General features: G+C 35.4%; 17 protein-coding genes. 7 read left to right on the plus strand and 10 right to left on the minus strand.

The genetic code is table 11. The features are described 5' to 3' along the window. Positions 1–107: 107 nt before the first annotated feature. From NQQ59_RS11345 to NQQ59_RS11365, 5 genes are all read right to left on the minus strand, one after another. Positions 108–782, minus strand: a complete 675-nt coding sequence (locus tag NQQ59_RS11345; RefSeq protein WP_257698235.1) for a nitroreductase family protein — start codon at positions 780–782, stop codon at positions 108–110. A 55-nt stretch (positions 783–837) separates the two neighbouring features. Beyond that, on the minus strand, positions 838–1,737 hold the full coding sequence (yddG, locus tag NQQ59_RS11350; RefSeq protein WP_144219249.1) for an aromatic amino acid DMT transporter YddG: 900 nt from the start codon (positions 1,735–1,737) through the stop codon (positions 838–840). A gap of 9 nt (positions 1,738–1,746) precedes the next feature. Continuing rightward, complete coding sequence (locus NQQ59_RS11355) at positions 1,747–2,424, minus strand: type 1 glutamine amidotransferase domain-containing protein (protein ID WP_144219250.1); 678 nt, start codon at positions 2,422–2,424, stop codon at positions 1,747–1,749. A gap of 88 nt (positions 2,425–2,512) precedes the next feature. Continuing rightward, positions 2,513–3,085 carry a Crp/Fnr family transcriptional regulator gene (locus tag NQQ59_RS11360; protein ID WP_144219251.1) on the minus strand — a complete coding sequence of 191 codons (573 nt, stop codon included), beginning with the start codon at positions 3,083–3,085 and terminating at the stop codon, positions 2,513–2,515. A gap of 212 nt (positions 3,086–3,297) precedes the next feature. Beyond that, a complete protein-coding gene (locus NQQ59_RS11365) occupies positions 3,298–3,759 on the minus strand; it encodes an Lrp/AsnC family transcriptional regulator (RefSeq protein WP_144219252.1) in 462 nt (153 codons plus the stop codon). 171 nt (positions 3,760–3,930) lie between these two features. On the opposite strand from NQQ59_RS11365, the gene NQQ59_RS11370 reads away from it, so the two are divergent. Continuing rightward, positions 3,931–4,971 (plus strand): bile acid:sodium symporter family protein, encoded by a 1,041-nt coding sequence (locus NQQ59_RS11370; RefSeq protein ID WP_257698236.1) that lies wholly within the window; start codon positions 3,931–3,933, stop codon positions 4,969–4,971. Positions 4,972–5,118: 147 nt separating this feature from the next. On the opposite strand, the gene NQQ59_RS11375 is transcribed toward NQQ59_RS11370, so the two are convergent. From NQQ59_RS11375 to NQQ59_RS11385, 3 genes are all read right to left on the minus strand, one after another. Further along, positions 5,119–6,201, minus strand: coding sequence for an alkene reductase (locus NQQ59_RS11375; protein ID WP_144219254.1), 1,083 nt, complete (start codon positions 6,199–6,201; stop codon positions 5,119–5,121). An 86-nt stretch (positions 6,202–6,287) separates the two neighbouring features. Beyond that, complete coding sequence (locus NQQ59_RS11380) at positions 6,288–7,331, minus strand: methionine synthase (RefSeq protein ID WP_144219255.1); 1,044 nt, start codon at positions 7,329–7,331, stop codon at positions 6,288–6,290. Positions 7,332–7,360: 29 nt separating this feature from the next. After that, positions 7,361–8,401 (minus strand): DUF1852 domain-containing protein, encoded by a 1,041-nt coding sequence (locus NQQ59_RS11385; RefSeq protein ID WP_257698237.1) that lies wholly within the window; start codon positions 8,399–8,401, stop codon positions 7,361–7,363. Positions 8,402–8,954: 553 nt separating this feature from the next. Between NQQ59_RS11385 and NQQ59_RS11390 the strand changes: the two genes are divergently transcribed. Continuing rightward, positions 8,955–10,703 (plus strand): alkaline phosphatase D family protein, encoded by a 1,749-nt coding sequence (locus tag NQQ59_RS11390; RefSeq protein WP_144219256.1) that lies wholly within the window; start codon positions 8,955–8,957, stop codon positions 10,701–10,703. Positions 10,704–11,130: 427 nt separating this feature from the next. Here the strand turns inward: NQQ59_RS11390 and NQQ59_RS11395 are convergent, their stop codons facing one another. After that, on the minus strand, positions 11,131–11,730 hold the full coding sequence (locus NQQ59_RS11395; protein ID WP_144221581.1) for a hypothetical protein: 600 nt from the start codon (positions 11,728–11,730) through the stop codon (positions 11,131–11,133). A gap of 367 nt (positions 11,731–12,097) precedes the next feature. Here NQQ59_RS11395 and NQQ59_RS11400 point away from each other — a divergent pair, with 367 nt between their 5' ends. Both NQQ59_RS11400 and NQQ59_RS11405 read left to right on the plus strand, forming a co-directional pair. Further along, entirely contained in the window at positions 12,098–13,081 is a 984-nt protein-coding gene (locus tag NQQ59_RS11400) for a hypothetical protein (protein ID WP_257698238.1), read from the plus strand. Between the two features lie 3 nt (positions 13,082–13,084). Further along, positions 13,085–13,717: a hypothetical protein gene (locus NQQ59_RS11405; protein WP_144219259.1), complete on the plus strand. Its 633-nt coding sequence runs from the start codon at positions 13,085–13,087 to the stop codon at positions 13,715–13,717. Positions 13,718–13,881: 164 nt separating this feature from the next. Here NQQ59_RS11405 and NQQ59_RS11410 read toward each other — a convergent pair whose 3' ends face one another. Then, positions 13,882–14,142 (minus strand): hypothetical protein, encoded by a 261-nt coding sequence (locus tag NQQ59_RS11410; RefSeq protein ID WP_257698239.1) that lies wholly within the window; start codon positions 14,140–14,142, stop codon positions 13,882–13,884. 238 nt (positions 14,143–14,380) lie between these two features. Here NQQ59_RS11410 and NQQ59_RS11415 point away from each other — a divergent pair, with 238 nt between their 5' ends. From NQQ59_RS11415 to NQQ59_RS11425, 3 genes are read left to right on the plus strand one after another with little or no spacing between them, the layout of a single operon-like run. Then, on the plus strand, positions 14,381–15,082 hold the full coding sequence (locus NQQ59_RS11415; RefSeq protein WP_144219260.1) for an outer membrane beta-barrel protein: 702 nt from the start codon (positions 14,381–14,383) through the stop codon (positions 15,080–15,082). A 10-nt stretch (positions 15,083–15,092) separates the two neighbouring features. Beyond that, positions 15,093–15,824 (plus strand): outer membrane beta-barrel protein, encoded by a 732-nt coding sequence (locus NQQ59_RS11420; protein ID WP_144219261.1) that lies wholly within the window; start codon positions 15,093–15,095, stop codon positions 15,822–15,824. A 30-nt stretch (positions 15,825–15,854) separates the two neighbouring features. Continuing rightward, positions 15,855–17,822: a T9SS type A sorting domain-containing protein gene (locus NQQ59_RS11425; RefSeq protein ID WP_144219262.1), complete on the plus strand. Its 1,968-nt coding sequence runs from the start codon at positions 15,855–15,857 to the stop codon at positions 17,820–17,822. Positions 17,823–17,829: the final 7 nt, after the last annotated feature.

Here is a 17,829-nt window from a genome sequence, read left to right on the forward strand (position 1 = left end):
GATGAATTGAATTGGTCATCACGTTATTTCTACTGGCTTTACGTTTTATTATGAAAATAATAATGATAAGATAAAAGTTTTATAAAAAGATTCAATTAGAGATTTTTTTATCTAATATATTTTACTTTATCAGTATAACGTATTGGAGCTTCAGGATTTTCATCTGGATATCCCAATGCAACTGTTATGGCGATTTGATAATCTGAAGGAATATTTAATAGATGTATCAGATCGATATTGGAAGTATGATTTAGAAAAGGTACTATTCCTCCCAACGGGCAAGTTCCAAGATTATGGGCGTGCGCTGCCAGCATAATATTCTGCAATAAAAGACCACAATCTAATAAAGTTGGTAATGTCCCAGTTCCTTTTATAGCTCTTGCAATGACAATTAAAACTGGAGCATGATAATTGACACTATGATTTTCAGAGTCTGTTATCTCTTTTTTTTCGATTCTTAGGTAATCAATATGCCGTTTGGAAATCTCTTTAAGTATATCTGGATTTTGTATAACCCTGACTTCCCATGGCTGTGAATTAATTGCGCTTGGAGCAAAAATGCCACACTTCAATATGGTATCGAGTATTTCTTGCGGAATAGGTTGATCGGTATATTTACGAATAGATCTACGTGTTAGTATATTATCAATAATTGCATCTTGGTTATCACCTTCATATACTGTCGGTTTGGTCTTAGGTTCATCGCAGGACGATGCTAGAAATGGCAGACTGCCTAACAAGCTTAACGTTCCTAATGAACCTAAAAAGGAAGATCTGCTCATTGTTTTTTGATCCTGTGGCATATTGTATAGTTGTTAGATGATAAGAAATTTTTTGCTACTCTTTCTTCAAAGTCTTTTTTGTTGAAAGCCAGCAGAGAATAGACCCCGTGCAGACGAATAATGCGCCCTGCCAGAAAGACAATCCGAGAGAAGTAGATAATAGGAAAGAAGAAAGTAAGGATGATAATACAGGTGTGAAATAAGAAGCACCTGCAAGAGCAGTAACATTTCCATGCATAATTCCTATATTCCATGCTGCATATCCAAAACCCATAGCGCATCCAGCGAGTAGAAGGTAAGTTATGGATGAAAAACTAAAATCCATAGATGGCTGTTCGTAGACAAAAAGATATTTAATCCATAATACAACGGCAACGAGCATAAAAAAGAAAGTAATGCCATTAACACCATTGGAAATACGGATAGTGACAACACAATATCCTGCCCATAAGAGTGCTCCTAAAAAAGCTAAGCCATAACTTAAAGGATTTTTTTCAATATTTGACAGCATTTCTGAAACATTAAATCCTTGTTCTCCGCCTAAAACCCAGACTATGCCCAACATTGATATTAAGATTCCAGGAAGAATCAGCCAGTTTGCTTTTTTGGAAGTAAAAAGAACCGTAGCAATCATTGTAAAAGTGGGCCATAGATAATTGACCATGCCCACTTCTATAGCTTGTCTACTGTTTTCTGAATAACCAATTGATAAAGCCAGACATAACTCATAAGACACCATTAACAAAGCTCCAAAAAATAAATATTTTTTTGGGAATTTTGCTAATGGCGTCCATTTCATACTGAAGAATAAGAATATAGACGCAGTAGTGTAAATCATTGCCGCTCCTGCAGTTGCTCCAAAAGAATGACTCACTTCCTTAATTAATCCCACGATGGAGCTCCATAAAATAATGGCGCAGAATCCGATAGCGGTGGCTTTTGATTGTTTGATCACTTTTACTGATTATAATTGCTGTAATTCTTTTAAAATTGCTTCTCCAACTCCCTTTGCAGAAAATGGATTTTGGCCTGTAACCAATCGCTGATCTACAGTTACATGAGGCTGCCAAGAACCCGAACCTTCCCATTTTGCACCACGTTCAATCATGGTTGTTTCAATAAGAAATGGAACTACATTTTCGAGTTTCATTTCTATTTCTTCTTCGTTGGTAAAAGAATTTACTTTTTTTCCTTCTACCAAATATTTCCCATTGCTGAGTTTTATATTTACTAATCCAGAAGGTCCATGACAAACAGCTCCAACCACACCGTTGTTTTCATAAATTTTTCTGGTTATTTCCTGCAGTTCGGTATTGTCAGGAAGATCCCAAACCGTTCCATGTCCTCCCACATAATAAACAGCTTTATAATCTTCGGTATTTATTTCAGAAGGGATAAAGGTATTTTCTCTTTTATTTTTATAGATTTCATTTTCCCAAAACTCTTTGTTGGTTGGGTCACTTAAATCAAAATAATCTACTGGAGATTCTCCTCCTTTAGGACTTACAAAATCAATTTCATAACCTGCATCAACTAACACTTTCCAAGGATGAGAAAGTTCTTGAAGGTGATAACCTGTGGTTTTTTCTGTATTGCCAATTTTTCCATGGCTGGTAAGTACGAAAAGAATTTTTTTCTTCATGTTTATTTATTTAAAAATGCAAACACAAAGTTTTTGATAAAAATATTTAATTCAAAGGATTTAAATCACGGCAATAACGTGATATAGATCACGGCATAGAATTAGAAATACGGCTGAGCGTTTCCCTTGTAATTCCAAGATATGATGCAATAATGGATTTAGGAAGACGTTTCATCAGCATAGGGTACTGCTGTACAAAAATTTCATAATGTTTCCTTGCATCATTGGAAAGCATGGAAACAAGACGTCTTTGGAAAGCAGCATAAGCAGCTTCAATCTTTTTTCTGAAAAAATAATTAATTTCTGGAAATTCCCTACAGAGCTTCTCACGATCTTCAAAAGAGATTGCAAGTACCTCGCAGTTCTCCAAAGATGTAATATTTAGCGTTGCGGCACCATTTTTGAAATAAGCGTCATAATCGCTGACCCACCAGTCCTCAACTGCAAAACGAATGATTTTTTCCTTTCCGTCTTCAAGAAGGTAAGAGGCTTTTAAGCATCCTTTAAATACCCAATATTCATGCGATACCAGATCTCCACTACTGATAATAATACTGTTCTTTAAGATTTTCCTTGCCTTAAAAAACGAGTATACATAGTCAAAAGTCTTATCATCTATCGGCGATATTTTTTCGATGTGTTGTCTAAAGTGCTCTTTCATTGAGATATGCTGTGGATTTTAGTACTAAATATATAAAAGCTCTCTACTATTTTATTTGGCGGATATATCAAATACTGCCAGATGATTCAGCAAAGTATTAAAAGGCATAGAGTAATAGAAAATTTAGTTGTCGACCTTTTTCTTTTAAAATTTGATTTTTTGAAGACTTGTTAATGCTGACCCAGACAAAACTTTTTTCAGTAACAATGAATTTATAGATTTATGTTGTGCAGATTTTTTATCTCCGACATTACAAAAGTGCTCTGCGTACTACCAATACTTTCGACTGATCCTAATTTATTAAAGACAAAATTCTGATAATTTTTCATATCCTTGGCGAAGACCTTAAGTATAAAATCATAATCTCCTGAAATATTATAACATTCCACCACTTCATCGATTTTCATAATATCCTCCACAAAGCTATTGCCGATATTTCGGTCATGCTGTTTGAGCTTTATATTACAGAAAACAATAAATCCGTGGCCAAATTTCTGATGGTCAATTAAGGCAATATATTTCTTGATATAACCATTATTTTCCAACCTTTTTACACGTTGAAGTACAGGAGTTGGGGAGAGATTTACCTGCGCAGCAAGTTCCTTGATGGTATAGCTTGAGTTGTTTCCTAATATTTTTAGTAAAAGCAGATCGGTTGTATCGAGTTCTTCCATAGAATAAAAAACTTTTTAAGTTTCAAAAATACATTTAAAAAAGTAAATAATACTTTTTTTGTCTCGTAAAACAGCTGAATTCTCCTAAGTGAGAGTATAAGCTAGCTTTTTTGGTTGTATAAGATAACTTTGCGTAGAGAATTAAGCTGAGTGAAATTTCAGTTTATTTTAATGGACGAATATATTAAAAGCACATTTACATTGAAGAAGTTATCAAATTTATTAAGTAAAGCAGGTTTAGATGGTTTCCTGTTAATGATTGGCACCATGATTCTGCTGGCTTATTTTTTGCCAAAGCCTGGCATGGTCAAAGAACCTGTTTCGTTAGAAGAGATTGCCAATATAGGCGTATCTTTTATTTTCTTGTTTTACGGTGTACGTTTGAGTGTTGATAAACTAAAAGCGGGACTTGCCAACTGGAAAATGCACATTGTGGTACAGTTGACAACCTTTTTGTTTTTTCCGTTAATTGTTTTGGCAATTCGCCCTTTGTTGGTTAATAATGGTTTCGAGCTATTGTGGTTGGGTGTATTTTTTCTAGCCGCTTTACCATCTACAGTTTCTTCTTCCGTGGTCATGGTTTCCATCGCTAGAGGCAACATTTCTGCTGCCATTTTCAACGCGAGTATTTCCAGTTTGATTGGAGTAGTGGTGACACCGCTCTGGGTTGGGCTCTTCATCGCTTCTGCAACAGGTGATTTTGATGCCACTGATATCTTCATAAAACTGATTTTACAAGTCTTGCTGCCTGTCATCATTGGCATTAGCCTGAACTCTCGTTTTGGTGCCACTGCTGAAAAATATAAGAAACAGCTCAAATATTTCGATCAGGGAATTATTCTTACCATCATTTACACGTCGTTTTGCAAGTCATTCTCTCAACATCTTTTCGAAGGCTTCACTGCCCTTGAACTTGTCGGACTCGCGATAGGGATGATGGCTTTGTTTTTTGCCGTATTCTTTTGCGTGGGATTGCTCAGCCGTTTATTTAGCTTTTCAGATGAAGACCGTATTACTGTTTTGTTTTGCGGATCTAAAAAGTCATTGGTGCATGGTACCGTTATGTCAAAAGTGCTTTTTCAGCATAGTGCGATCACCGGTATAGTACTTTTGCCACTCATGCTTTATCATGCGCTGCAATTGATTGCCGCAAGTATCATCGCTCAGCGTTTGGCTCGACGAAAAGAATCCCAAATGCCAAGCCAGAGCTAAACGTTTGTTATTGCTCAACCTATCATAAAATTTTTTCTCTCATCCTTTACCACTGAAAGGATGAGAGAAGTAACAAAGGATCTTCGTATCCTTTTTTTTGTTAGATAGAAGTTGAATTATTTAATTACCTTTTATTTATTTGAAATTTTATTCACTCAAAAGGGGATAATCAGTATAACCCTGTTTCCCGCCTCCATACATTGTCGCCCTGTCAGGCTCAGTAAGCGCAGCGTTTTTTTCAAACCGTTCAGGAAGGTCAGGATTTGAGATGTATAATTTGCCAAAGGAAATCAGCTTTGCGATTCCTTTTTCAAGTTCTGCTTCGGCAGAAGCCTTGTCATATCCTGCATTAGCAATAACGGTCTGGCGAATCTTATTGCCAAATAATTCAATTTCGCTTTCAGCACCATAATCTTCAGGCGAAGCAAAATTGGGACTTCGACGCATGAGTTCTACATAAGCAAAATCCAGCTTGTTCAGTTCTTCAATCAGATAGCTATAGGTGGCTACAGTATCATCCAACACGATATCTGCATAGGGATTGAAAGGGGATATTTTAATACCAACCTTTTCACTTCCCACCGAACTGATTAATTCCTGCATTACCTCCAGTATGAAAAGGGCATTGTTAGGGATACTGCCTCCATAATCATCCGTTCTTTGATTGGCACTTTCAGCTAAGAACTGGCTAGGCAGATATCCATTGGCAGCATGAAGCTGAACTCCATCAAACCCTGCTGCTAGGGCATTTTTTGCAGCCTGACCAAAGTCCTTTATAGTCTTTTTGATTTCCGGAATTGTCATTTCCCGAGGTATTTCGTAATCCTTCATACCTTGAGAAGTAAAATGTCGCATTCCTCTGATAGCGACGGGTGATGGTGCAAAAGGGAGCTCGCCGTTTCTATCTACAGAATGCCCCACGCGGCCGGTGTGCCAAAGCTGGGCTATAATAACACCGCCTTTATCGTGTACCGCGGCGGTAACCTTCTTCCAGGCTTCTATTTGTTCAATCGTGAAAATACCTGGAGTGAGCGGACTGCCGGTAGCTTCTTCACTGATCCTGATCGATTCGGTAAACAGCAGCCCTGCGCTTGCCCTTTGGGAGTAGTATTCTACTGTAATATCACCCACTAATCCATTTATGTCTGTACGGCCTCTTGTCATCGCTGCCATTGCCACTCTGTTTTTTAGGCTTACATTACCTAACTGTATTTTTTCTAAAAGTTTCATATCGCTATTTGAGTGCGTTGTTTTGCATTCCTTTTCTTTTGTACACAGAAACAGTAAGCTAGTGTTAAAAGAATATCATTTTACAATTACAATGGGGCGGCTGCTCCAAGTTCTTTACGTATAATTTCTGCGCCAGCAGCTAAAGCATTCAATTTACCTATTGCTACATTTCGAGATAACGGAGCCATACCACAGTTTGTTGAAGGATAAAGATTTTCGACATCTACAAACTCAAGTGTTTTACGAAGGGTATTGGCTACTTCCTCAGGTGTTTCGATAGTGTTGGTTGCCACATCAATTGCCCCAACCATTACTTTTTTGCCACGAACGAGTTCAATCAGATTAAGAGGTACCTTCGAGTTATGACATTCTAATGATACTATATCAATTTTAGACTTTTGAATTTTTGGGAAAATTTCTTCATATTGTCGCCACTCTGAACCTAATGAATTTTTCCAATCCGTATTCGCTTTTATTCCATAACCATAGCATATATGCACCGCAGTCTGGCATTTTAAGCCTTCAATGGCTCTTTCTAATGCAGCCATTCCCCAATCGTTTACTTCATCAAAGAACACATTAAATGCAGGTTCATCAAACTGGATAATATCTACTCCTGCATCCTGAAGTTCTCTTGCTTCTTCATTGAGTGCTTTCGCAAATTCCCACGCCAATTTTTCTCGACTTTTGTAATGGTCGTCATATAACGTATCTACCATGGTAAGCGGTCCAGGTAATGCCCATTTTATAGGCTTATTAGTCTGTTTGCGTAAAAATTTGGCATCTTCAACAAATACTGCTTTCTGGCGTGCAACCTCACCTATAACCATAGGAACACTCGCGTCATAACGGTCACGGATTTTTACAGTTTTATGATTTTCAAAATCTACACCACTTAAATGTTCGATAAAGGTTGTTACAAAATGCTGGCGTGTCTGCTCACCATCACAAACGATATCTAAGCCTGCTAATTGCTGCTCTTGCAATGTAATGCGCAAAGCATCCTGTTTCCCTTCAAGTAACTGATTGCCTTCTAATTTCCAAGGAGACCAAAGTTTTTCGGGTGGTGCAAGCCAAGCTGGTTTAGGTAAGCTTCCAACAATTGAGGTAGGTAATACTATTTTATTCATAATAAAGTAATTATAATATTTTGGATTAATTAAAGACTGAATCTAGCAGACCACTGTTCTAAGACATTTTTGTAAGGCTTAATAAAATACTCTTCTGCATATTTACCTTGTTCAACAGCCATTCGGCTGCGCTCTTCGCGGTCATAAACAACGCGAGTCAGTGAATAATCTTCGTTTTTAAGACTAGGTTGATAGATTTTCCCAGCTACTGAATTTGCATTGTAAATTTCAGGGCGATAAATCTTCTGGAAAGCCTCCATCGTACTGATTGAGCTGATTAGTCCAAGATCAGTATAATCAGTAAGTAGATCTCCGGAATGATAAAAAGCCATCGGTGCCACACTATTCGCAGGCATGAAAAAACGAACTTTTAAACCCATTTTAGAGAAGTATTCATCAGTGAGGGAATACTGATCCTGCAGATACTCAAAACCCAGAACCGGGTGCTGATACTCAGTACGAGTATAAGTTTTGTTGCTCGATACACTTAGGCAAATGATCGGTGACATCTTAAAGTGTTCTTTGTAAGTTACTGAATTCACAAAGCACTTATAAAGTTTTCCATGCAAATCACCAAAATTTTCAGGAATACAAAAATCAGATTTATTTTTATTGTGCTCAATCAATAAAATACTGAAATCATAATCGCGTACGTAAGAAGAAAAATTATTCCCAGCAATACCCTCGATACGCTGGTTGGTTTTACGGTCAAAAATATTCGTTTTTAGAACTTCAATCAACGGCAGATTGTTAATCGCATTCTTATCATCAATACTCATCGTAACTGTGATGATTTCAAGTTCTACAACATAACGATCTGCTTTTGGATTGTCCAAATGAGCCAATGCATTAAATCGATTGTTAATCATATTTAAGGCATTACGTAAGTTTTGCTGGCGATTAGCTCCTCTAGCCAGGTTTGCAAAATTCGTTGTCAGACGCGTTTCACTTGAAGGGCAGTAGTTTTCATCTAAACAAGTGCTCTTTAGCGTGAACGCAAAATCATTCTTGATTGTATTTTGAGTATTTTCCATATGTTTCTTTCCGTTTGTTCTTGAATTTTCCAACATAACCGATTTCGTTTGATTATTAGTAGTTGTTTTGTCTTGCAAATTTCAAAATTGAAGATTAATAAGTCAAATTATGTATTTAAATAAGGTAATTGATCTTTTTTTATGAGTTTTTAAAGTGAATTAAACTTTTTGTGAATACAATAGTGAAAGAAAAAAGATTATTTATCTAAAGAGGACTTTTAGTATTATGGATTAATATGCTAGAGATAAGCCAAATTTTATTGAAAGGTGAAGAACAAACGTTTCTATTCCTTGAAAAATTTTACTGGTTTTGATTTTGGATAGAGAGGTCTACTATGTGAACCTCATTAGCGAATAATTTTATTTTAATAACTTAAGTATTGTGTGAAAGAGTTATTGGCTACAAATTTGAAAAGGTAAATTATTGGCAAATTAACCTTAGTTTTTTATGACAAATTGAAGGCTGACCTACTTATACAGATTAATTAATTATAGTAAATAGATTGTTAATATTAATGTAAGGAAATTTTAAAAATCCCGTAACTTTTCTTATGGCATTAAATTGTTTTTTTGAAGTAAAAATTTTTTTATGGAAAACAAAAATGATTTAGGCAGAAGAAGGTTTCTTAGAAATTCCTTATTGGTGGCTGGAGGAGTTTTCATTGCTCCGCTTATCGAAAGCTGCAGTGACGATGATAAAACAGAAAACAGCGGCGCACCAGATGGAATGAAAAATGAAGGGTTTGAAACTGGAGTAGCCAGTTTTGATCCTACAGAGTCGGGAGTGATTATCTGGACAAGATATTCAGCAGGATCAGATGCTGAAATCACTTGGGAAATAAGCAAGGACGCCATGTTTTCTGAAGTAACCAGAAAAGGGCAGGCTGCGGCATCTTCTGCTAATGATTTTACGATAGCCGTAGATGTTCAGAATATACCTTCTAATACCAAATATTATTACAGATTTTATAATGCCAAAACGAAACAGGTTACCATTACGGGAGAAACGCGCACGCTGCCATCTAAAACAGATACTGTAAATGATGTAAAAATGGCCGTTGTTTCCTGTTCTAATTTTCCTGCGGGACTTTTTAATGTTTATGGAGCGATTGCTTCTTCAGATGCTGATGTAGTGGTTCATCTTGGAGATTATATCTACGAATATGCACCGGGGCAGTATGGAACAAATCCTTATACAAATGCGTTGGGTAGAGAACATAAACCATCTAGGGAGATTACTAACCTTAGTGATTATAGAGAACGATACAGACAATATAGAGGAGATAAAAATCTTCAACTTCTTCATCAGAAAAAACCGTTTATATGTGTCTGGGATGATCATGAGTTTGCTAATGACGCCTATAAATCTGGAGCAGAAAACCATCAGCCGTCTGAAGGAGATTTTCAGATGAGAAAAATGGCGGCTTTTCAAGCTTACAGCGAATATATTCCACTTAAAACGGGAAAAGATTTTAGAATCTACAGAAGTTTTAATTTTGGCAATGTTCTTTCGCTTTATATGATGGACACCAGAGTTATCGCGAGAGACAAGCAGTTGAGCTATTCTGATTATCTTGATAATGGTGGTAATTTTGACCAGACGAAATTTAGAACAGATCTGTTAAGTACAAGCAGAAAATTAATAGGAAGCGAACAGATGTCATGGCTTGGATCACAGATAAACTCAGATAATGCCAAATGGAAAGTATTGGGCCAGCAAATCCTGATGACAAAAATGCTGATTCCAGCAGAACTACTGATGCTTTTAAATCAAATTTTAGCAGAAGTCGATCAATTAGGAAGCGCACAGCCTTCGACCATGCAGGCTCTTATTAATGCAATCTCTCAGCTTGTTGTGATTAAGATGAGACATAAACAAAATGATCCTTCCTTAACGCCTATGGAAATTGCTAGAGTTACTACAACCTTGCCTTATAATCTAGATGCTTGGGACGGTTATTTTGCAGAGAGAGAACAATTGTACGCCATGCTTTCTGGAAAAAATGTCGTGGTTTTGGCTGGAGATACTCATAATGCGTGGATGGGTAAACTTACCGATATGCAGGGAAATCATATAGGAACTGAAATAGCATGCAGTTCCGTTTCATCTCCAGGTCTGGAATCTTATCTAGGAATTACCTCAGACCCTTCAAAAGCGATAGAATTGGCACAGGCATTTACAGTTCTTATTGATGATTTAGAATATGCAAACTTGTATAAGCGAGGATATACATATCTTAAATTTACATCATCTGCCGCGGAAGCTGAGTGGCGATTTGTAGACAGCATAACAACTGAAACTACCACTACTGTAACAGAAAAGAAATATACTCTATAGCATAAAACTATGATAGTCTTTATTTGGAAGTGCTTTAAATTTTTCCAATGAAGGTTTTATACAAGTTTTACCTCTTAGAAAAACAATCTAAAAGTGCATTGCTTTAAAGTATTTTTTTAAATAAGCTGATAAGTAATAATAGAAGCAAGAGATCGAAGAAATTTGAAACTCTTGCTTTTTGTCTTAAAAACAATTGCGAAACATTCTAGCACAGTTTTGAACCTGAGTTTAGAGGGCATTAATTGTACTGATTTTATTGTTCTATAAAATAGTAAGCGTCATGATTTTGCACAAAATTTATATAGATGAAAGAGCTACAAAATCGCTTTAATTATTTGTGACAGAAATAGTATAAAGTCCAAGAATTAGAGTAATGCGATTCTGTGTTAAACTTCAACAAGTGAAGATGAGGAACTTGAATTCTTTTCTATGGATTGATGATGTCTTCATAGGGAAGGTTGAAGCTGCCTTCTGTAACTTCGATGGCTTTGCCTGACTCCAGATTGCGAAGTTTTCCTGAAAAGGTGCCTTTGATACCGTTTTTACTGATAGACTCGATTTTTACCGTAAAAATATCATTAAATGGCTGCGTGCTGTAAACAATTGTGCCATTGGAAGTCTGTACAGCATAACGAGATACCATTTCAGGCTCTGTAGAAGTGGAATAGTTGCCGGCTTTGATGTCGCCTCCCGTTCTCCAAATTTCAAAATCCAGGGAGTTGGGAACGGTACCTTGTGCTGTTGGGTAATGATCTTCAAATCCTGCGATTGTAATATGTGAAAAACGATTGTCATCACCGCTGCCTTGAAAATTGACATTATAAAAAGTCATGGCACGACCATTTAGAGTGGCTTTGAAATAATAGTCCGAATTATTGTTATCCGAACCGTTGTCATCGCTTGAACAGGCTGAGAAGATCATAACTATTAGAAAAATAGATAAAAGCTGTCTGATCAGATGGGCTGTTTTATGGATCAGTGATATTGTTTTTTTTGGAGTTTTACTGTTGTGGACATTCTTTGGCATTGTGTAGTTTTATTGATTTATAGCAAAGTTAACAATGCTCTATATGGAAGGCAATACCTGATTTCATTGATATTTTGTGGTTGTTGGTAAGTATATCATAGTTATTTTTATTTTTTTGTGGTAGAAAATGTATCAATTCCCATAAGGTAGCCCATTAATGTTGATTTGTCAGCAAAATGCCTCTACAGGACCTATATCTCAGAATTGATAGCTTCTGTTTTTATAAAATGTACATTTCACTTTTTCAATTATACTTAATATACCTCCCTTGCTATTTTATATATTTTAGTTAAATTTGATTATTGTCATTTTTTTAAGACATTTTTAATTTCAAACATAGCTTCTAAATAACCCCAATTTACAGCGAATGAAAAAAAACATAGCCATCACCTTCTGGGTACTCTACATGCTCTTCTTTGCTATTCCTTTTCCAATGATTTTGTATTACAATATCAATAGCAACTTCAATGTCAATGTTTTAAAAAATACAGATCCATATTGGGCTTTAGCTACTGTATTAATATCGGTACTACTTTGGTTAATCCTTTTATTTGGTTATTTTAAAAAATGGATTATTCAGGTTTTTATCAATAAAAATAACCTGGAAAAAATAAAGTCAAACGGAGTTCGTCGCGAAGCTGAAATTATTAGCTCCAAGAAAACGTCTAAACCCAATTCGGAATTTAATTCTTACGAACTCGATTTACGTTTTAAAAATCTTGCGAATATCGAGATCATTCATAAAACTCATATCACAGACACAAAACCTCTGGAAAAACGTTTTGAAGCGGGAAAATCAGTTGGTTTATTGCTAGATCGATACGTGAAAAACGCGCCTTATTTTGTGCTTTCATCGGCTAATCCAACTTTAAATAAACGAAATTTTATATTGCGATTAGTAGGCTGGCTGTTTTTTACCGCTCTAGTTATTCTGTATTATTCATTTTCGTATCAAACTGAAAATCAGGGTATGGGTTGGCGTTTTATGTCTGTGACCCATCCGTTGTTTATAATTCCATTGGTCCTTTTATTTTATCGCGTTTTGGTTCGATTTATATTTAGAAAAATAGCCGGTTTAGATCCTAATTTGATTGCCTTGAAGTTTAAAGGAGTGCAAACGCAAGCGAAATTGCTCAATGTAAATCAAACGGGCACTTATATTAACGAGAAGCCCATGATGCGTTTTGAAGTAGAATACAAAGACACCAAAAATCAAGTGCATCAAAATACTTTGAAGAAAGTGATTGGAATTTTAGATTTAGATATGACCAAAAAACAATTTGTTGATATTTTTTATGATCCTGAAAATCCAAAAAATATTGCTTTTGCAAATGATTTAAACAAAATATAACAGATGAAAAAAATAGTTATTACGATGCTATTTTGCGCTTTATTTTTAAGTTGCGAAAAGATCACAAAAAGTATAGATGAGACTTTAAAACCAAATGATACCATTGTAAGTAAAAAGATCGAGAATGCTTCTTCTCCTAGTATTCTTCAAGACGAAAAAAAAGAAGTTAATCTTTTGACGGATTTAAAAACATTGGAAAAAGCAGAAGCTGAACTTAAAAAACTTCCTCAATACAAAGGAAAAGAAATGTTTGTGTATTCAACCTTGTACTTTTATGGTGATGGAAGAATAAATGCAATGTTGCAACATCCAGAGAATCCAAAATATGTGGACACTTATGAATTTAGAGATGATAAATGGTCTGAACCAATACCTGTTCAGCTTTCTGTTCGCGATGATATAAAAGGACGTTTGGTTCCTCTAAATAAAATCAGTTTTGTGACTGCTGCAAAAGTAGCTCAGGTTTATAATGAAAAAACAAAAGAAGTTGAAGGCGCAAAACCTACCACAAGTGTATACATCTCAGTTTGGGAGAATAAAATAAGATGGTATCCATCATCCATAAACGGAAGTCGAGAACGCTACTCTATAGAATTTACTGATGATGGCAGTCTAAAATCATTTCAACAAAATTAAATGCTAAAAATGCTAAACGTAATGGTTTAGCTTTTTTTTTATTTATCAAATGAATTAAATCGGCTTTTACAAAGTGAAATAAACCAACTTCTGGCATCGGTTTAACAACAAGTAATATTTAAGACTTACTATGTATAAGTTTTGAACGCAAGTTTCCTGCAGCTTTATTTTTCAGGATTTCCTGTTTGTAAAACGCCATATGGCACGATTCTGCCACAAACATTTTGGGCGTTTTTAAAAGATATGAAAACTGCAGTAAAATAAAAAAGCCTGCGAATCTTACGATTTGCAGGCTTTACCTTTTGGTGGGGAGAGCAGGATTCGAACCCAAGGCTTGAAACCCGCATATTTCCTGCATTTTTAAATTTTAAAATCTGGAGTGCGCACTTTTCCGCCTGTCCCTTTATGATCCCCCCGTTTTCCATAAACAGCGTTGCGTAGATATACTAGTGGCTGAGCGACAGTGCCGTACAGCAGGATAAGCATCAGGAATAAGTGGGCGGTACTTGAGTGTGATTCGCCAATGAGTCAGACAAATATAAAAGGAATCTAGTAAATAATTACTACATGAAATCAGGTAAATTGTCGGATTTATCGCTTGTTTTGTCGGCTTTTTGTTGCTCAAAACTATATTTAATATTTATATTCGTAAAAATTTTTTTAATGAAAGTAATATTCCACTTAATAATATTCAGTTGTTTTTTTAACATAAGCCTTTATAGTCAAAATGAAACCAATATCACTTACGGATTAAAAGTGGGTGGTATTCATTCCACCTTTAGTAATCTGCCTGAAACGATAAAAGGCCGTGATAATACTTTTGACAACAGTACTCTGGAAAGCAAAGGTAAATATGGTCTTGAAACGGGATTTTTTCTTAACTGTAAACTCTATGATACTCGTGTTGCTATACAACCTGAAATCTTATTCAGACAGTCAGGAGAAACCGTGAAATATCGAGATGTTGTTGGAAAAGAATTTGAACTCGGACTTAATTATGCTTATTTAGAAATAGGTGCTTTATACAAAGTTTATCCTTACGAAGGTTTAAATCTAGGATTTGGAGCTTTCTACGGAATCAATTTATCTCCTAATGATATTAGTTATTCTTCTAATGAAGCGGACGGAATGTATGATGTAGCAACAAGACAGTTCTACAAAGATGGTCTTGATGGTGCTGATGATTTTGCACTTTGTTTTGCATTGGGTTATGAGCTTCATAAAAGTATTCACTTCGATTTTCGCTATTATCTGGGTGTAAAAGATATGGTTAAAAGTAATGCATCTTCTTTTCAGTTTATAGAGAACCAAAACAAAAGCAGTGTTTTTTGTTTTTCTGTAGGCTATAGTTTTCATAAATGGTAATTAAAAAATAATGAAAAAAATTATTCTTCTGTTTTTATTGATAAGCACAAAATCTGTTTTCGCGCAAAGCGAGAGAGAAATTACATATGGCCTTTTTGCGGGAGGTATTTATTCGAAAATGTCTAATCTTCCAGACGTTATTGTACCAAAAGGTATTTACGACGGTTACACTTTAAAAGAGGAAGGAAAATTTGGAGGAGCTGGCGGTTTTTTCATTAACTGGAAATATCCTTATGCAAAATTGGCAATTCAAACCGAGGTTTCTTATTCTGGTCAGTCAACAGATTTGAATTATGAAGATATCAAAGGACTGAAATATAAAATGACTTTTGCTTTCAATTATATTAATGTGGGGGCACAGCTTAAGTTTTATCCTTACAAGGGATTTTACATTGGAGCGGGGCCATATGTCGGATTTAATATCTCGGGTGACAATATCAAATATTCATCAAATGCACAGGAAATATTTGCTGAATCAGGAGTTCCTTTTGAAACAGATGCAAACGTTCAAAAAGTACTGAGAGAATCTTTGAGCGGCAAAAATTACTTCTACGGAATGCTTGCAGCAGGATACGAATTCAGTTCCAACTTTTCTATTGGAGCACGATATACCATTGGACTTTCGGATGCTTTGATGACGGAAGAAAATGGACATCGTTACAGCGAAAACAAAAACAAAGTCAATAGTATTTCATTAATTATTGGTTACTCTTTTGACTTTGATGATTTAGGGAATTTTTAGAAAAACAGCATCGTAACAATCAGTTTTACTATGAATAAAAAGATTTTTTTACTGGTAATTTTAATCACAGTATTTACTGTAAGTCTGACATTCTCGCAGCAAAAAGTACTGCCTGGAGCTGTTTCAGAACCTTTTTTTTGGTTAAAATCTAAAAGTGCAGGCGAAAGTTATTACTGGGAGAGTCTTGTAGACAATAAAGAAGCAAAAGTATCTCTTCAAAAACAAGATGGAGCTGTTTTTAATTTTAATCCAAGTATTGTTTTTGATACTGCCCATGATTCATTAATTGTTCCCTTAGGCGTTAACAGTAAAAGACGTCATACTCTTTTTATGGTCTATAAAGTGAAAGACAGTTTAAAGGAACAGTTTTTATGGACCATAAATGATCCTCAAAAAATAATAGCTACGGCAACAAATAAAAGATTGGTCGATTTAAAGAAATATTCTTACCAATCCTATCAGGAAAAAATCAAACCCCATAAAGCCAATATTCATTTCTTTCAACAGCATGTTATTGATAGTGTTGCAAAGTTGTCATCGCTTATTATTGGCCAGAAATCAAAATCAGAAAAACTACCGCCAGAAGATTTTAAAGGAAGCATAAGCGAAATTCTGGTTTACAACCGTGTTTTAAATGGTTTAGAAACTCAAAAAGCGGCAAGTTATCTGGCTGTAAAATATGGGATTTCACTTTCTCAATTTGATAATAAAAACTATTTAAACAGTAAAGGAGAAACTATTTGGGATGTCGATAAACATAAAGGATTTACATCTTCTATAACCGCAGTTGGTCGTGATGATGCCAGTGGATTGCTGCAAGTAAAGAGCAGTAATATGGCAGAAGAAGGGCTTTTGACAATCGAAATGAAAAGTAAAACAAATACGATTCCTAATAATTACTTTACTTTTTGGAGTGATAATGACAAAAATCTTCTAGTTAAAAAACAAGAACAAGGGGAGCCGATTGGTGTTTCGAGAGAATGGCAATTGGATTTTACAAATCCATCAGATTTGAGTTTAGACTGGTCTTTTAACCCCTCTTTTATAAAAGGAACGCTGTCTAAAGATACTTATTACTGGTTATTGGTTGATTATTCGGGAAAAGGAACTTATGATGAGAACGATTCAGAATATATTCGTTTGGCTAGTACTGCCAGTACAGAGAAATTAGTTTTAAATGATTTTGATTGGAACAAACATAAATCTGGAACAGCAAAATTTACTTTAAAAGTAGCACCAGAAATGTTCAGCAGAGTCTGGATTACAGAAGCCAGCTGTGGTGTAACAGGTTCAGGTGAATTAAATTATACTATTGAAGGAGGTGAAGCGCCTTTTACCGTTACTGTTAAAAAAGAAGGAAGTGAAGCTGTTGTAAAACAATGGAGTCAGGCTGCAAAAAGTCAGAGCGGCGTGCAGCTTTCTTCGGGAACTTATGATTATATCGTAAAAGATAAAAGAGGCAATCTGTATGCTGAAACTGTATTTGTAGCCGATAAAGAAGGAACTTTTCCTAACCTTAAATCGGAGTATTTATTGACAGATGGCAATGCGGTGCTTTTGGATGCAAGTAAGGATCTTCCAACGGGAAATTATCAATATGAATGGTTTTACGAAGGTAATTTTGTTGATGATAATCCAAAAATTCTAATAGATCAAGCCGGCGATTACGAGCTGAGATTGATAAATGATCAAGAATGTAAAACGTCTAAGAAAATTAGTGTGCTAACAGACGGTCAGGAAATTTCAGATCGAAGTGTTTTGATCTTATATCCAAATCCTACACCCGACGGTAAATTTGCTCTTGCAATGCAGTTTCCTAAAAAGACAAATGCCACAATTAGTATTTATTCTTTGACAGGATCACTTTTAAAAGAAAAAAAATACAGCCAAATCGAAACTTATCTGCATGAAGATACTATCACAGCGCCTTCTGGAATGTATCTGGTACAAGTAAAATCAGATTTTGGCACTAAAGCTTTTAAAGTTATTGTGAAATAATTCTACA

This window comes from Flavobacterium panacis (assembly GCF_024649945.1).
Lineage (GTDB): Bacteria > Bacteroidota > Bacteroidia > Flavobacteriales > Flavobacteriaceae > Flavobacterium > Flavobacterium panacis.

What these genes read in the sequence shown, in the direction of transcription:
- NQQ59_RS11345 (WP_257698235.1), bottom strand. Translation starts at nt 782, where the DNA reads ATGAGCAGATCTTCCTTTTTAGGTTCATTAGGAACGTTAAGCTTGTTA.
- NQQ59_RS11355 (WP_144219250.1), bottom strand. Translation starts at nt 2,424, where the DNA reads ATGAAGAAAAAAATTCTTTTCGTACTTACCAGCCATGGAAAAATTGGC.
- NQQ59_RS11360 (WP_144219251.1), bottom strand. Translation starts at nt 3,085, where the DNA reads ATGAAAGAGCACTTTAGACAACACATCGAAAAAATATCGCCGATAGAT.
- NQQ59_RS11365 (WP_144219252.1), bottom strand. Translation starts at nt 3,759, where the DNA reads ATGGAAGAACTCGATACAACCGATCTGCTTTTACTAAAAATATTAGGA.
- NQQ59_RS11370 (WP_257698236.1), top strand. Translation starts at nt 3,931, where the DNA reads ATGGACGAATATATTAAAAGCACATTTACATTGAAGAAGTTATCAAAT.
- NQQ59_RS11375 (WP_144219254.1), bottom strand. Translation starts at nt 6,201, where the DNA reads ATGAAACTTTTAGAAAAAATACAGTTAGGTAATGTAAGCCTAAAAAAC.
- NQQ59_RS11380 (WP_144219255.1), bottom strand. Translation starts at nt 7,331, where the DNA reads ATGAATAAAATAGTATTACCTACCTCAATTGTTGGAAGCTTACCTAAA.
- NQQ59_RS11385 (WP_257698237.1), bottom strand. Translation starts at nt 8,401, where the DNA reads ATGTTGGAAAATTCAAGAACAAACGGAAAGAAACATATGGAAAATACT.
- NQQ59_RS11390 (WP_144219256.1), top strand. Translation starts at nt 8,955, where the DNA reads ATGGAAAACAAAAATGATTTAGGCAGAAGAAGGTTTCTTAGAAATTCC.
- NQQ59_RS11395 (WP_144221581.1), bottom strand. Translation starts at nt 11,730, where the DNA reads ATGCCAAAGAATGTCCACAACAGTAAAACTCCAAAAAAAACAATATCA.
- NQQ59_RS11400 (WP_257698238.1), top strand. Translation starts at nt 12,098, where the DNA reads ATGAAAAAAAACATAGCCATCACCTTCTGGGTACTCTACATGCTCTTC.
- NQQ59_RS11405 (WP_144219259.1), top strand. Translation starts at nt 13,085, where the DNA reads ATGAAAAAAATAGTTATTACGATGCTATTTTGCGCTTTATTTTTAAGT.
- NQQ59_RS11410 (WP_257698239.1), bottom strand. Translation starts at nt 14,142, where the DNA reads ATGGAAAACGGGGGGATCATAAAGGGACAGGCGGAAAAGTGCGCACTC.
- NQQ59_RS11415 (WP_144219260.1), top strand. Translation starts at nt 14,381, where the DNA reads ATGAAAGTAATATTCCACTTAATAATATTCAGTTGTTTTTTTAACATA.
- NQQ59_RS11420 (WP_144219261.1), top strand. Translation starts at nt 15,093, where the DNA reads ATGAAAAAAATTATTCTTCTGTTTTTATTGATAAGCACAAAATCTGTT.
- NQQ59_RS11425 (WP_144219262.1), top strand. Translation starts at nt 15,855, where the DNA reads ATGAATAAAAAGATTTTTTTACTGGTAATTTTAATCACAGTATTTACT.